This window comes from Psychrobacter sp. T6-6, from assembly GCF_052258185.1.
GTDB lineage: Bacteria > Pseudomonadota > Gammaproteobacteria > Pseudomonadales > Moraxellaceae > Psychrobacter.
Genome location: NZ_JBQQEX010000008.1, coordinates 37,642 through 53,062, shown reverse-complemented (window position 1 = coordinate 53,062; position 15,421 = coordinate 37,642). Strand labels below are relative to the sequence as shown.

10 protein-coding genes, 1 tRNA gene and 1 riboswitch are annotated in these 15,421 nt (G+C 44.1%); of the genes, 8 read left to right on the top strand and 3 right to left on the bottom strand.

The window, feature by feature from the left end; all coding sequences use genetic code 11:
- Positions 1 to 594: a cob(I)yrinic acid a,c-diamide adenosyltransferase gene (locus ACTXGL_RS11710; protein WP_443526944.1), complete on the top strand. Its 594-nt coding sequence runs from the start codon at positions 1 to 3 to the stop codon at positions 592 to 594.
- A gap of 174 nt (positions 595 to 768) precedes the next feature.
- On the opposite strand, the gene ACTXGL_RS11705 is transcribed toward ACTXGL_RS11710, so the two are convergent.
- Positions 769 to 1,716, bottom strand: coding sequence for a hypothetical protein (locus ACTXGL_RS11705; RefSeq protein WP_443526943.1), 948 nt, complete (start codon positions 1,714 to 1,716; stop codon positions 769 to 771).
- A 358-nt stretch (positions 1,717 to 2,074) separates the two neighbouring features.
- On the opposite strand from ACTXGL_RS11705, the gene ACTXGL_RS11700 reads away from it, so the two are divergent.
- From ACTXGL_RS11700 to ACTXGL_RS11670, 7 genes are all read left to right on the top strand, one after another.
- The gene (locus tag ACTXGL_RS11700) at positions 2,075 to 2,803 is read left to right on the top strand and encodes a glycerophosphodiester phosphodiesterase (RefSeq protein ID WP_443526942.1); all 729 of its coding nucleotides are present in this window, start codon (positions 2,075 to 2,077) and stop codon (positions 2,801 to 2,803) included.
- A 472-nt stretch (positions 2,804 to 3,275) separates the two neighbouring features.
- Positions 3,276 to 4,454, top strand: coding sequence for an acyl-CoA desaturase (locus ACTXGL_RS11695; protein WP_443526981.1), 1,179 nt, complete (start codon positions 3,276 to 3,278; stop codon positions 4,452 to 4,454).
- A gap of 347 nt (positions 4,455 to 4,801) precedes the next feature.
- Positions 4,802 to 6,268: a protein adenylyltransferase SelO gene (locus ACTXGL_RS11690; protein ID WP_443526941.1), complete on the top strand. Its 1,467-nt coding sequence runs from the start codon at positions 4,802 to 4,804 to the stop codon at positions 6,266 to 6,268.
- A 348-nt stretch (positions 6,269 to 6,616) separates the two neighbouring features.
- Positions 6,617 to 8,935, top strand: coding sequence for an NADP-dependent malic enzyme (locus tag ACTXGL_RS11685; RefSeq protein ID WP_319051507.1), 2,319 nt, complete (start codon positions 6,617 to 6,619; stop codon positions 8,933 to 8,935).
- A gap of 188 nt (positions 8,936 to 9,123) precedes the next feature.
- The gene (locus ACTXGL_RS11680) at positions 9,124 to 10,305 is read left to right on the top strand and encodes a tRNA nucleotidyltransferase (RefSeq protein WP_443526940.1); all 1,182 of its coding nucleotides are present in this window, start codon (positions 9,124 to 9,126) and stop codon (positions 10,303 to 10,305) included.
- Between the two features lie 68 nt (positions 10,306 to 10,373).
- Positions 10,374 to 11,150: a pteridine reductase gene (locus ACTXGL_RS11675; protein ID WP_443526939.1), complete on the top strand. Its 777-nt coding sequence runs from the start codon at positions 10,374 to 10,376 to the stop codon at positions 11,148 to 11,150.
- Between the two features lie 93 nt (positions 11,151 to 11,243).
- A tRNA-Ile gene (locus ACTXGL_RS11670) sits at positions 11,244 to 11,320 on the top strand.
- 576 nt (positions 11,321 to 11,896) lie between these two features.
- On the opposite strand, the gene ACTXGL_RS11665 is transcribed toward ACTXGL_RS11670, so the two are convergent.
- Together ACTXGL_RS11665 and ACTXGL_RS11660 are read right to left on the bottom strand one after the other, a co-directional pair.
- Complete coding sequence (locus ACTXGL_RS11665; RefSeq protein WP_443526938.1) at positions 11,897 to 12,508, bottom strand: manganese efflux pump MntP; 612 nt, start codon at positions 12,506 to 12,508, stop codon at positions 11,897 to 11,899.
- Positions 12,479 to 12,647: riboswitch (yybP-ykoY riboswitch) on the bottom strand. It overlaps the preceding gene by 30 nt.
- Before the next feature lie 218 nt (positions 12,648 to 12,865).
- Positions 12,866 to 15,253, bottom strand: coding sequence for a TonB-dependent receptor (locus ACTXGL_RS11660; RefSeq protein ID WP_443526937.1), 2,388 nt, complete (start codon positions 15,251 to 15,253; stop codon positions 12,866 to 12,868).
- Between the last annotated feature and the right edge of the window lie 168 nt (positions 15,254 to 15,421).

Genomic DNA, 15,421 nt, shown 5'->3' with positions numbered 1-15,421 from the left:
ATGGGCAATCGCTTGAGCAAAATATATACACGTACTGGAGATGACGGCAGCACTGGTATGGCTGATGGCAGTCGCCTCAGCAAAGCTGACAACCTGTTCAGTGTTATGGGTGATATCGATGAGCTCAACTCACACATCGGTCTGGTACGCGCACAATTACAACAAAATAAAGACCAGTCCATTAGCGAGGAATTCTCTCAGTCCCTAGTCATTATCCAGCACTTGTTGTTCAATATCGGCGGTGAGCTTGCTATGCCGGAGTATGAAGGTGTCAGTACCACGCATATCGAATGGCTCGAGCAAAAAATCGATACGATGAATAGCACGTTACCACCGCTAAAAGATTTTATTTTGCCGACAGGTTCTGTACTGGTGAGCCAACTGCATGTGGCACGTAGTGTCTGTCGCCGAGCTGAGCGCCAAGCAGTATTATTAAAAGAGCAGCGCCCGTCTGCTATACGCGACACTGCCATTAGCTTTATCAATCGCCTATCGGATTGGCTATTCGTCGCCGCGCGCTTCTGTACGGATCCAGAACAAATATCTGAAGTACTGTGGGACAGTAAAGTGTTGCAGCATTTTTCTGAAAATTAATGAAAACCACTGAAAATCATTAGCCATCACTAATAAATTAGACCGACCCTCAGGTTAGTATTTGAATACTCACAAAAAACCCCGCAACAATAATGTTTCGGGGTTTTTTACTCAACGATAGTTATTAACTACCTGTTGTAAACTACTGATAAAATTAGGGATAAATCAGACTGCTTAGTACGTAGCGCTCTCGTCTTCGATAATGACCATGTCGATAGTTTCATCTTTAGGCACTACTTTTGGCGTCGTTGGTGTTACTGGTTTGTTCGTCTCAGTAGGAGCGGCAGGCTGATTGTTTTCTGTTGAGCTGTTTTGGCTGCTAGTAGGGTTGTTGATGGTCGGCGGCGTGGCAGGCTGAGTCGGACGGATCGGCTCAACGGGTGTTACCGTTCTTGGCTGCTGACGAGCGGGCGCTGGCTGCGTGTTCTGTGCAGGTGCAGGACGTTCAGCGGCGCGCTGGGCACGTTGCTCGTCCATAGCAGTTTTTAATACAGACCCTGCCATTACATCTGCAACGACCGTCAGTAACGCCGGCTGTCCAGCAATACGAGTTCGAACTTGCCCGCCTTGTGTACCAACGACATACGTAAAGGCATCATCGACGAGCATATTATTATTGATACGGATATTATCTTGCGCTAAGCGTGACTGTAGGCTTGGCTGATTATTGGCTGCTTGTATCTGACTGGCTTGGTACAAATCTTCGCTTGGCAGCGTCATGCTGACACTTGCTTGGCAAGTTGTCATTCCATTATCGTTGGCTTGTTGCAAGATAGCTGCGTTCTGCACATCGATGACGATACCATTGGTCTTATCACTGACAACACCGCTTGCTAGACTGATCTCAGCATCATTTGCGTAGTTGGTAGCCAACGCTTGCGCCTGTTGGTTGAGCGTATTTCTGAGCGCAGTTTTGAGGCGATCTTGTACCATTGGGTCATCACAGCTGACTGCAGGGGCAACTGCAGCATCGGTAGCTGCTGGCTCTTGCTCCGTCATCTCTGCTGCATCGTCAGTCTCTTCTACCTCTGAGCGATCACAACCGGCAAGCGCCAAACTACATACCAACCCGATTCCAGCTACTTTATGCCACTTGCTCAAACTTACATTTGCTACGCTCATAGTTACTTTACTCCCAATTTACTGGTTCTTACCGCCACTGATGGACAGTGTTTAACACTCAGACGACAGCGTGACTCTATAGACTAATTATGTAGACCAATCACGTTGGCGCGTTGAAAACCACATCATTATACGGTGTTTGGTTGAAATGGTCATTAGTGTAGCCCATGGCTATACAAATAGCGCCCCTCATTGTGTGTAAAACCTGTGTTTTGTTGCAAAAACATAACAAATGCCAACGTTGTCTTTCGCTATAGATAATAGATGCAACCAGTATTGGTCATATCAAAGATTTTGTTAGACGCTGCTAGTATGACGATATATGATGACTCGTAAGATCCATCAGTAGTCATTTGATATGGTAAATTTTAAAAATACCCGTCTATTAGGTCATCGCGGTGCACGTGGTGAGAGCCTAGAAAACACGTTTTCAGGTTTTGAGTACTCTCAAAATCTGAAAACAAAGGGCCTAGCAGGGGTTGAGTTTGATATACAACTAAACGCTGATGGTCACTTAATTGTGTTTCATGACGATGATTTGGAACGAATGTGCGGTCAACAGTCACGTGTGGATCAGCTTGGACTAACAGAGATTCAATGTCGGCTACAGTTTGGGCAGCCCATCATGACTTTGGCCAATATCGCACCAGTGCTTAGCGGGTTTAGTGTAATTGAGCTTGAGATTAAAACTCATAACCGAACCAACTATGCAGTATTGGTTGAAGCACTGGCGCGAGAGCTTATTAATACCACCTTTGCAAACTTGCCTATCGTGTTAACTAGCTTTGATATGGAGCTGCATAATCGGTTGCAGCGTCATAAGTTATTGTCTCATGTGCCTCGAGGACTTCTTATCCGCACCTCAGAGGCCTTGACAAAAGCGACCAATACCGCGTTACAGCTTGGCTGTATTCAACTGGGCATTCACTACCCGCTCTTAACTCAAGCCGTCATCCAGCATAGCCATCGCTATGGTCTGCCTGTGAGTGCTTGGACGGTCAATGATATCAATACTATCGAGCAGCTCATAAAATGGGATACCGACGTTATTATCACAGACTTTCCTAGTCACTTGCTTCTGCCTTAAACTGTCTGTTTATTTTATCTAAACCCTTATGGGTGGTTTTTAACAATCTATACAGCCAATACATATCTTTCGTATTAGTTACACTTCTCATTCATGTCTGATAAGTCACTCTTATTTTTGGACAATACCGTCTATAATTCATACAAGTTATTGTTATTTAGCAATATTTTTATAGTGTATAAGTGTTCACTTTATCTATTTTTTCAGGTACTATGGGGACTTAAATTAATACCGTTAGGGATATTATATGATTGCAAAAAAAGCACTTGGCTTACCGCTTAAAGGCTTACGTTTCGCTATCAAATCTGGTGATACGTTTGTAAAGACTGCCAGCACTCAAGTAACGCGTTTTAAAACTCGTTTTGATGAGAAAAAAGCGCAAATGGCTTTGGATGAGCAGCCTGTTGCAAAGCGCAATTATGCTAAAGATTCTGAGCAAACTAATGCTATGACAAAAGAGCAAAGCATCGACATGCGCGAGTTTGAATTTACCAAAGCACCGATCAATTGGATTCCGGCGACTATTTTGGTAGCGACACCAATTGCCGCTGCTATCATTACGCCATGGTACTTATTTACTCATGACGTGAGTGCTCCTGTATGGGGTGTGTTTGGTGCCTTTATGGTATGGACTGGCATGAGTATCACAGCGGGTTACCATCGTTTGCTTGCGCACCGTGCTTACAAAGCGCATCCAATTGTCAGAAACTTTTTATTGCTAGGTTCTACTTTAGCAGTACAAGGCTCTGCGTTTGACTGGGTCTCAGGTCACCGTGTCCACCATCGTCATGTCGATGATCGCTTGGATGATCCGTATTCAGCGAAGCGCGGATTTTGGTTCAGTCATATTGGCTGGATGCTACGTAACTACCCGAGCGGCAAGTTTGATTATAGAAACATCCCTGACTTGACCAAAGACAGAGTGCTACAGATTCAGCATAAATACTATGGTCTGTGGGTCGTGGCTATGAATGTCGGCATGGTTGCTGCTGTTGGTTGGCTACTGGGTGATGTCTGGGGCACATTGGTCATCGCAGGGCTATTACGCTTAGTACTGACGCATCACTTTACGTTCTTTATTAACTCGTTATGCCATATGCTGGGTACTCGTCCTTATACCGATACCAATACGGCTCGTGACAATTTCTTCTTGGCTATCTTTACGTGGGGTGAGGGTTATCACAACTATCATCACTTCTTCCAATACGACTATCGTAATGGCGTGAAATGGTGGCAGTATGATCCAACCAAATGGTTGATTGCTGGTTTGTCAAAGATTGGTCTGACTTCTGATCTTCGTACCGTGGATGACACGACGATCAAGCATGCTGAAGTTCAAATGCAGTTCAAAACGGCGCAACAGCAAATTGAGACAGCAACCGTAAGCGGTATTGACCTACCTCATGCGATGAAGAGCTTCCAAGATCGCATTAAGTTTGAATACGATGCTTTCACGCAAACCGTTGAAGAATGGCAAGCGCTAAAAGCCAAAACAATCGAGCTTAAAAAGACAGAATTCGCTGATCGCTTGCACGAAGCTGATGATAAATTGAAGCATGATTATGCCAAGATTGAACAAAAAATCCTTGAACATAACAGCAACCTTAAGACAGCATTTCGTTCTATCGGTATCAGTCAAAAGGCCGCTTAAATTTTAGCCAACCAATCACCGAGTAATCGATATTGAATGGATACTGGCTGATTATCATTAATAGTAATATTTCTCCTTCCCCCTATCTCATAGATAGGGGGAATTTTTTGTCTGTGATTTATACTTTTTATTCAATGCGCTCCCAAGAACAAAGATGACAGAATGCAATAAGGCGATTAAGTGCGATCGCTCCGTTCTGCTAGCTAAGAACGATATAGACTAAAAATAGTAGGCAAGGTTAATTTTTGAGGCAGAGATTACAAGAGATGGACAGAGTGCAATGATGACATATAAGAGCTATGTTATAGTGAAACTCTTACTTTTATATTTTAATGGAAACGGCCTGTATGCATTATCAAAATACCTATGCCAACCTCGACACTCGCCTTTATCATGAGCAGCCGCCGACACCACTCGACAACCCACGTGCTGGACACTTCAATGCACAAGTGGCTCAGCAACTGGGCTGGACAGAGGATGACGAGCTGATGACTCACTGGGTGGATATTTTAGGTGGTCAATACGTGCCAGCTGATTTTAAACCATTAGCCATGGCCTATGCAGGCCATCAGTTTGGGCAATGGGCAGGACAATTAGGTGATGGGCGCGGTTTACTCATGGCTCAGGTTCTGGATAATGACGGACAACCACAAGACTTACACCTCAAAGGAGCAGGACTGACACCCTACTCGCGCATGGGAGATGGACGTGCAGTACTGCGTAGTACGATTCGAGAATATTTGTGTGGTCATGCATTGACCCAGATTGGTATTCCTTCTTCTAATGCTCTGGGTTTTGTGGTCTCTGATACACGAGTACGCCGCGAGCGTATCGAAGCAGGCGCCGCGTTGATGCGTGTCGCTGATAGCCATATCCGTCTTGGTCATGTTGAATGGATTGCAAGCTTTGCGCCTGACTTACTCGGTGAATTTACGGACTATATGATTGATACTTACTATCCAGAGTGCCGGGATAGCGAGACACCTGTACTGGCGTTTTTGACCGCAGTCGTTGAGCGTACGGCACGTATGATTGCTGACTGGCAACTGATTGGCTTTGCGCATGGCGTGATGAATACAGACAACTTGTCTATTACGGGTAGCACTTTGGATTTTGGGCCTTTTGGGTTTATGGAGCGCTTTAATCCAGCTTGGATCAACAATCACTCTGATCACACGGGTCGCTACGCCTACCAGAACCAGCCTGCTATCGGACATTGGAATATGAATGTTTGGCTGCCACACTTTATGCGCTTAGAGGGGGTGACTCGTGAGACGCTTGCTGACTGCCTAGGTCCTTACGAATCAACCTTTATGCAGCATTACCAACAAGGCCTGTGCCGCAAGCTTGGGTTACCACACCAACGCGAAAGCCTAGGTTTGGCTTTTGAATGGTTAACACTACTAGAAGATAACTTACTCGACTATACCAATAGCTTTCGCGCTCTACTCGGTCTAATTGCACCAAATGATCATCCATATGAGCAAGACCTACTGGCTAAAATGACCACTGAATTGAGCGCTGATGCGCAGCAGGTCTGGCAGGACTGGTCGATGCGTTATCTGGCACATATCGAGCAGCTACCAGTTGAGCAAGCCATCAACGATATGGAGACCAATAACCCAGTGTACGTACTGCGCAACAGCATGGCGCAGCGGGCTATTACTGCCGCAGAACAAGGGCAATTTGAAGAAGTTGATCGAGTCTTCCGCTTATTAAGCAATCCTTATGACGTTCAGGATATTGCGTCCGATTTAGATACTAATGCACCTGCGCCTGACACGCCGCAGATGCCTATCAGCTGTTCATCTTAGTGGATACATATACTGTAATATTTTGAAACATTATAAAATTATGGTTGATATTAGACTATATTTTTTGGCATTATCAACCAGCTAAATAACGAATATCATTTTATTATATTATTCACACAATTCACCGCTGTTGACTAGGCAGTGAATTGCCAATAGTGCTAGAATGACTATTTTTGCTAGATTGCTTTTTTGACTTGATCTTTGATCACCGATCATGATGCCTATGGTCGCTAGTCGTCTAATGTCTTTGTACCCTCTAATTATTATCTTATAGTAATTTTTGAGGGTTAGACGTTATGTTCATCACCATTTAATTTATTCCAATTTATTCCAACCATGGCAATTATTATGAATGACGATACCACTTCGAATACGGATAACCTTAGTACAGAAAAAGAGCAGTTTGAACAAGCTGCCTTACATTACCATGAGTTTCCACGCCCAGGTAAAATATCAGTAACCCCTACTAAGCAGTTGGCTAACCAACGCGATTTAGCACTTGCCTACTCTCCAGGTGTCGCTGTACCGTGTCTTGAGATCCAAAAGGATCCAAAGCTTGCCTCTAAATATACGGCACGTAACAACTTAGTTGGTGTCATTACTAATGGTACTGCTGTACTCGGTTTGGGTAATATCGGTCCATTGGCATCAAAACCAGTTATGGAAGGTAAAGGCGTTTTATTCAAAAAATTCGCAGGTATCGATGTTTTTGATATTGAAATTGATCAAAACGATCCAGACAAGTTTATCGAAGCGGTTGCGTCGCTTGAGCCTACATTTGGTGGTATCAACTTAGAAGATATCAAAGCACCAGAATGTTTCAAAATTGAGCGTGTACTACGTGAACGTATGAACATTCCTGTGTTCCATGATGACCAACATGGTACTTCAATTATTGTTGCCGCAGCAATGCTGAACGCTTTGCTAATCACCGGTAAAAAAATCGAAGACATCAAAGTGGTCTGTTCAGGCGCAGGTGCTGCTGCTATTTCTTGTTTAGATATCATTTGTGCGCTTGGCGTTAATAAAAACAATATCTTGGTGTCAGATTCTCGCGGTATTATCAGTACTAGCCGTGAAAACCTTGACGAAACCAAGCAACGCTACGCTCGTGACACGACAGCTACTGCTATCGAAGAAGTCATGGACGATGTTGATATGTTCCTTGGACTATCCATGCCAGGTACCTTATCAGAAGATATGGTTCGCCGTATGGCAAAAGACCCTATCGTCTTTGCACTTGCCAACCCAACACCTGAAATCATGCCTGAGCTAGCGCACGCTGTGCGTCCAGATGTGATCATGGCGACCGGTCGCTCAGATTATCCAAACCAAGTAAACAACGCGTTGTGCTTCCCGTACATCTTCCGCGGTGCATTGGATGTTGGTGCAACTACCGTCAACGAAGAGATGAAAGTAGCCTGTGTAAAAGCAATTGCTGCGATGGCACACGTTGAAGCAACACCAACCACCAACGTCAGAAATATCGAAACCATGAAAAGCTTTGGTCGCGAATACCTGATCCCAGGACCTCTAGAGCCAAACTTAATCATTGAAATCGCCTCTGCTGTTGCCAAAGCAGCTATGGATTCAGGGGTGGCGACACTGCCTATCGAAGATATGAAAGCGTATCGTCAGCGTCTGTCTGAGTTTGTTTACAACTCAGCGTTTGTGATGAAGCCTATCTTTGCACGTGCTAAATCTGCGCCAAAACGTATCGTGTACTGTGAAGGTGAAGACAACAACATCCTATTAGCCGTACAGGTCGTTGTCGATGAAGGACTGGCTCAGCCTATCTTGGTTGGTCGTCCAGCGGTTATTTCAGCCAATATCGAAAAGCTTGGTCTGCGTCTAAAAGATGGTGTAAACATCACTATCGTTAATCAAGATGATGATCCACGCTATAAAGACTACTGGCAGGGCTACTACGAGAAGAACAAACGTCGCGGTGTAAGCATTGAACTTGCCCGTCGTGATGTGCGCCGTAAAACCACTCTGATCGGCTCTTTGTTGGTTGATAATGGTGATGCTGATGGCATGGTATGTGGTACATTCAGTGATTATCAGATGCACTTAGAATATGTCAAAAACGTCATTGGTAAAAAAGAGGGCGTGAATGATTTCTATGCGATGAATGCGGTATTGATGCAAGATCGTAATATATTTATTGCTGACACCTATGTCCATGAAGACCCAACCGCTGAGCAGTTGGCTGAAATGACGGTATTGGCAGCAGATCAGTTACGCCGCTTCGGTATCACGCCACGCGTTGCGCTAGTGTCTCATTCTAACTTTGGTGCCTCAAACCGCACCAGCGCTGTCAAAATGCGTAAGGTTCATGAGCTGCTGACTGACATGAATGTAGACTTTGAATTTGAAGGCGAAATGCAGGGTGATTCAGCGTTGAATGAGAATATTCGTCTGAACGATATGCCATCAAGCCCACTAAAAGGTGCTGCAAACTTACTTATTTTGCCAACCCTTGATGCCTCAAACATTGCCTTTAATCTACTCAAAACAGCAACAGGCAGTGCGTCTATTGGTCCTATTTTATTAGGTACTAATAAGCCAGTACATATTTTGACGCCATCAGCTACTGCACGTGGCATCGTCAACATGACTGCATTGACTGTGACTGAAGCGCAAGACCTAGAAAACGAAAAATAGTCGTATACTGTACTTAGTTACCATACATTGCACTTAGTACAAATACATTATTAGAAAGGGCTCTGTCATTTATTGGCAGGGCTCTTTTGTTATAATAAAACCAGTCAGTGCTCTCTCATAGCATTGACTGGTTTTATTATGGTTCGCTATTGAACTGATGATTTACAGTGCAATACAAAGAGGCTTTTATGCAAATCTACCTTGTCGGCGGTGCGGTACGTGATCAACTGCTAAAGCGTCCCATCAAAGATAAAGACTTCGTTGTTGTTGGCGCTACTGCCGCAGAGATGCTTGATGCTGGATTTCAGCAAGTAGGTGCTGACTTCCCTGTTTTTTTGCACCCTCGCAGTCATGAGGAATATGCGCTAGCCCGCACGGAGCGCAAACAAGGCTCAGGCTACAAAGGCTTTAGCGTACATGCCAGTCCCGATGTCACCTTAAAAGAAGACCTGCAACGTCGTGACCTAACCATCAATGCCATGGCTATCGAGGTCACTAGTCTCACGGATGACACCCCTATCAGCGGCAACGTCATCGATTACTATGGTGGATTGGAAGACTTAGACAATAAAATCTTACGTCACGTGTCCAGTGCTTTTAGCGAAGATCCATTACGAGTATTAAGAACGGCTCGATTCTATGGACGTTATTACGATTTAGGGTTTATTATCGCGGATGATACTTTAACGCTGATGCATCACTTAGTGAGTTCAGGAGAGCTTGCTCACTTGAGTGCAGAACGCATTTGGCAAGAATCGAGTCGCGCCACCATGCAACTATCACCGCAAGTATACTGGCAGCAGTTGTTTGAGATTGGTGGACTCATAGAGCATTTTGCCCCACTGCATGATGCTTGGGAAGACACTTGTATACGAGAGACGGTTCAGACTGCCTTGTATTTTGCAGGTCAAATGCGCTTAAACTTATCACAGCGTTGGACGCTATTGATGATAAGTCTTGCCCCTTCACTATTTAAGAGCGAAAACTCTGAATCTGACTTTAACGTATCAACTGCTACAAAAAGCATTAATAGTATCGGTAACACAGCCAAAGTACCCAAAACACATACTCAGTTCGCTACCCTATTTGCGCAGCAAGCCAATAAACTATGCACAATAAACAGTCTAAGCGCTGCTGACAAGATTGACCTATTGCAAACTTGCGGCGCTCACAAGGAGCCAGATAAACTATCGCAATTACTTGTGTGTAGTCATGTCTTACAACTGGCCATACAACATCGTCAAATGATGCTAGCGCTAAATAGCTTTCATGCTATCGGTATGACTGACATTGCCTCAGACCTTAAAGGCCCCGCTATTGGGGCAGCCTTACGCCAAAGTAGGATTGATCACTTACAGGCACACGGCTAATATTAGAACGCACTCAAAACAGTATTCTCATTATGAACAAAGAACCTAATGCATTTCAGCGAACAAGCATGAATACTCAAGCACCTGTTATGCTGGTAACGGGTAGCGCCAAGCGTATTGGTGCAGCGATTATTAGAGCAGCACACAGCCAAGGCTACTGCGTCATTATTCATTGTCATCATAGCGAGACAGCAGCGAACCGTTTAGCAGCTCAACTCAACGATATGCGTGATAATAGTGCCATCGTTATCGTTGCTGATCTGGCAGTAGTCAATGATGACACGGCATTGAACCAATTTGTCCAAAATATCATGTCCGCCTTTGGACAGCTCGATGTACTGGTGCATAATGCGTCAAGATTCTATCCTAGTCCACTTGGTGGCATCAATCATGGACAGTGGGATGAGCTGTTTTTGACCAATGCTAAGGCACCTTTATTATTGAGCCAAACGCTACTGCCCTATCTCAAACACCAGCAAGGCTGCATTATCAGCTTATTGGATATTCATGCGAAGGATAAACCATTTACCAATTATACAGTCTATAATATGGCAAAGGCTGCCCATCGAATGATGGTGCAATCGCTAGCACTAGAGCTCGCACCAGATATACGCGTCAATGGTGTCGCACCTGGTGTGAATATCTTACCTGATCCTAATGGCGACCAAGCCCTCGATCTCACACAGCAACAAGAGATTATTGACTCAATTCCTATGCAAAGAATAGGCAAGCCTGAAGATATTGCGCATAGTGTGCTGTACTTGATACAGGCACATTATGTCACTGGCGAGATTATCACTGTGGATGGTGGGCGTAGCCTCACGATGGCTGGTAGTGGTTTTTAACTAAGACCATCACTTATAAATAATTTCTCGATTACTTCTTATCTTTTACTTGAAAAATTAAAAAATTCAGGTATCATTGTGCGTCTAACGTTAGGGCCCATAGCTCAGTTGGTTAGAGCAGAGGACTCATAATCCTTTGGTCGTAGGTTCAAGTCCTACTGGGCCCACCACATTTAAGTTTTAATAAAAAAGACCTTCAAGAGATTGAAGGTCTTTTTTATTGTCTGCTGTTTTTTGTTGGCATACCAGAACTCTATGTATAAGCGTAAGCACAAACACTTGAGTCAGGCCTCTTCGCTAGCAACGACTAATTGTTGATAGGCAATTGCTGATTCGGTGCCAGGGATATATACTCTTATAAGAGAATGTATCTATAAGGGAGATTAAATTGTTTATTAATCATAGCAAGTGCCCGAAATGCGATACCAAACTAAAGCGCTCTGATTGGCGCTGTAAACACTGCGGTCATCAGAATTTGACGAATTGGAAGTTAACATTACCTATGTGGGGTATAGGCATTCTTATCGTCATTATGACCATACTGTTTATCATCAACAACTTTTGTGGTGCTGAGTTTTTCAGGCCTTTCACCAATAGCTATAGCGTGATGTGTTAGTTTTAGACCCAAAAAAAGCCTAACCATTGATTCAGACAAGCTTTTTAAGGTCAGCAAGCGCTCTGCTTCTGCAAGTCAGTAATAGATTGATATCATCACTATCTGTCCGCAGTTGGCAGTTTTTATGTGGTTATTGAAGATGGCTTAATAAGATCCACGTGCCGATAGCGATCAGCATAAAACCACCAAACACTTCGGCTCTATGACCGATTAGTGAGCCTAATATCCTGCCTAACATCACGCCCAGCGTGACCATTACCGTGGTGGCTAAGCCGATGAGACCTGCCGCTAAGAAAATATTGACCTCTATAAACGCCAAGCTCACACCGACAGCCATCGCATCGATACTGGTACCAAATGCCGTTATAGCAAGTTTAAAGAACGAATGTCTACGCGGTGCTTCTATTGATTCGTTACTTGGCTTGAAGCCCTCATACAGCATATGCATACCGAGAGCAGCAAGAATAACAAAGGCGACCCAGTGATCCCATGCTTCAATGAAAGCAGTGTCTACAAAAGAGGTGGCAGAACGACCGATAAGCCAGCCAATGATAGGTGTGATGGCTTCAATAGTGCCAAAGATAACACCCATTCTCAGAGCTTCGGTAAAACGAGGATTTTTTAGATTTGCGCCTTTACCAATTGCCACAGAAAAGGCATCAGTAGACATAGAAAGGGCAAGTAAAAGAAGAGCAATAGGGTTCATTTGAGTATCTCTGGTCGAGTATAGAGTCCACGACATAGCCACACCCTCGACCTGCAGTGTAGATATATCGATGGTCTCGCCAACCGAGAGGTGTTCGTACCATGGCATGTGGCCAAGTATGTTGATACGGACGCTTTCGTAGAACGAAAACAGGCTACTCCCCAAAGAACGCTTAGACTACCATCTATACGCTATAAGTCAATCATAAAATATCAACCTAGCAAGTGTTTGACCTGATATGGTTAAAAACATATAGCGCTAGTAAATACTTACTGGCTACATACACCTATTAAAGCGCTATCAACATTTAATTTTTTATACTGAAAAACCTTTCATACTAAAAATTAGCACGAAAGGTTTTTAATATTGATACTTCTTGGACAATATTACTGTTTAGTAATCAACGGTATAGCTCAAACCATAAGTCGTACCTGAGGCAGGTAGGCGGTTCAAATCACCAAAGGTCGTTTGATGATAGACGGTTAGATAGTCTTTATTGAGCAAATTATAAACGCCATAGTCTACTCGGCCGACTGGCATTTTTACTTGTCCCAATACATCGAGAGTCATGTAACCTGTAACTGGCAATGCACTAGAGTCAGGGTCTTGTTGTTGGTCTTTAAAAGCTTCATCATCACCGCCAATTGCTAATGCTTGCAGGCGAATATTGCTGCCTTCATCAAACTGGTACTGGGCAAATGCGGTACCTTTGAGCGGGGTTAGACGTACTGCATCCAATTCCAACCAGTCGCCATCTTTGTCATACTGACCACGGGTATAGGCGACACTACCGCCCACTTGCCACTTATCATTGATATCATGACTCAGCGAGCCCTCTACCCCATAGATACGCTCATCGGTATCGACAACTTCTACGGTATAGCTATCAGTAAAGCGCACGACTTTGTCTGATTCGTTATAGAATCCACTCAAGCGTGCTGCTGTATCACCATGCTTGCCTTGCCAGCCAAACTCGTAGTTGTTGATCGCAATCGGTTGTACGTTGTCTGAGTTGACCACAAAGCCTGCACGCACATCACGCAGCGCGCGTTGTATATCTGCTGTCGTAAACCCTTGTGAAAAATTGGCAAATACTTGATCATTTGGGGTTATCTGATAGCTGGTACCAAGATTGAACAAGGTTTTGTCATGGTCGGTACTGCCTTTTTCTACGTCGCCTGCTTGATACTCAATGCCATAAGCTGCGCTTGTCGCACTGATAGCAGAACTATTAAAATACTCTTCAAGCAGCTGCTCATAGATGGGCGTAAAGGTATCAGTCTCAGACTTCAATTTTTGGTAACGTACGCCAGCACTGGTATGCCATTTGTCAGTTATGTCTACGTCTGCATTGACAAAAGCGCCCCATTTATCGATGGTCGTATCTGGTCCACCGTTATAAGTAAGCCCATTGGTTTGGGCGGTCAAGCCATTACTAGCAAGGAACGTATTTAGGTCTTGACCGTAGTAAGTTTGCGCACTATTTTCGCGTTCGAAATCAGCACCGTAGCTAAATAGTGTCTTTTGTCCTGCAATTTCCGTTTCGGTTTGCATGGCTGCTCGCAAACCCATTACTTCAATATCAGCTTCTGACTGAGTGACAAATGTTGCAGCACTTGCCAGTTTCTTCAACGTGTCTTCATCAGTTAGGCCATTGGCTTGCCATACCTCAGTCGCTTGGTCTCCTGCGGTTTTACCAGAAGGGTAAAAACGGCCTTTTTCATCTCGGTAGTAACCCGTCAAGCTTAAGCTAGACCCTGATCCCACAAAATCATCATCACTATAATTTAAATTTATCGAGCTTTTTTCGGTATAAGGCTCATTTTCCACATTGGCACCATCAATGGCTTCTAAAGACGGGCTGGCACCAAATAATACTGCCAAGCCATCACCGTAGTCTGGGCCATAGTCAGTATCTTGCTTATCTTTGTAATAAGTCGCTGCAAGATCAAGACGTTGGGTATCCGTTAGCTCTATACCTAGGCTACCATTCACACTCAGCGATTCAGTATCTTGTTGATCCGTTTGGTTCACATCTGGACTGATACGATCGCCATGGCTATCGAATTTGCCGCCTTTGCTATCATAGTCGACGTCTAGGCGACCATACATCCGCTCACCGCCATATCCTAACGTCTGCCCCACATGATAACCCAATGAGTCAGACTCGAAATCACGACTGCTACTGACACCCACTCTGGTCTGTCTGATGGGACCGTAACCTACGAGAGATTTGGTCACAAAATTAATCAAACCACCTGCTGCACCAGCACCGTAGATACTGGTAGCGCCCGAGAGTACCTCTACTCGCTCAAGCTGCGCAGGATCAATACTGTTTAACTCGCGTGAAAGACTGCGTGAGCTGCTCAGAGGTACACCATTTAGCAAAAACTGCACAGGACGACCGTGCATAGTGGTGCCATAATTACTGGTTGAGCCACTACTAGCACCTAGACTTGGAATCAGCTGTGCCAAAATATCACCAGTCGTACGGTCACCTGTTGCCTGCACCTGAATCTCGTTTTCGGTGATTACTTGGGTGACTGATGGCATCTCACTGATTTTTTGTGCCAGTGCCGTACCTGTTCTCGCTTTAGCCGTAACATTGATAGTGTCTAAAGTCACATTAGGTGTCTCATCTGATGCTGAATTTGACGTTAGTTCTGTCAAAATCTGCGTATCTAATACGGTATCCGCTTCACTAGTATTGGTTTGAGCATATAACTGTTGGCTAATGCAGAGGGTAAGAACAGATAGAGCGACTTGATGATGGCTTTTCATGATTGTTTCACTTAGATTATTTCAATGAGTTGATAGATAAATAGTGGTATGAGTCATATTTAGCTAATATTACTGCATGTACTAACTTTGTGAATGATATTCTAAATGATAATCATTTTTATTTCCATATGTATTTTTACACTACTAGCGGGTGAAGATTATGGCTAT

Bases quoted from the DNA above. Each gene is read 5' to 3' on its own strand.
- ACTXGL_RS11710 (WP_443526944.1), top strand. From the start codon at position 1: ATGGGCAATCGCTTGAGCAAAATATATACACGTACTGGAGATGACGGC.
- ACTXGL_RS11705 (WP_443526943.1), bottom strand. From the start codon at position 1,716: ATGAGCGTAGCAAATGTAAGTTTGAGCAAGTGGCATAAAGTAGCTGGA.
- ACTXGL_RS11700 (WP_443526942.1), top strand. From the start codon at position 2,075: ATGGTAAATTTTAAAAATACCCGTCTATTAGGTCATCGCGGTGCACGT.
- ACTXGL_RS11695 (WP_443526981.1), top strand. From the start codon at position 3,276: ATGCGCGAGTTTGAATTTACCAAAGCACCGATCAATTGGATTCCGGCG.
- ACTXGL_RS11690 (WP_443526941.1), top strand. From the start codon at position 4,802: ATGCATTATCAAAATACCTATGCCAACCTCGACACTCGCCTTTATCAT.
- ACTXGL_RS11685 (WP_319051507.1), top strand. From the start codon at position 6,617: ATGAATGACGATACCACTTCGAATACGGATAACCTTAGTACAGAAAAA.
- ACTXGL_RS11680 (WP_443526940.1), top strand. From the start codon at position 9,124: ATGCAAATCTACCTTGTCGGCGGTGCGGTACGTGATCAACTGCTAAAG.
- ACTXGL_RS11675 (WP_443526939.1), top strand. From the start codon at position 10,374: ATGAATACTCAAGCACCTGTTATGCTGGTAACGGGTAGCGCCAAGCGT.
- ACTXGL_RS11665 (WP_443526938.1), bottom strand. From the start codon at position 12,508: ATGTCGTGGACTCTATACTCGACCAGAGATACTCAAATGAACCCTATT.
- ACTXGL_RS11660 (WP_443526937.1), bottom strand. From the start codon at position 15,253: ATGAAAAGCCATCATCAAGTCGCTCTATCTGTTCTTACCCTCTGCATT.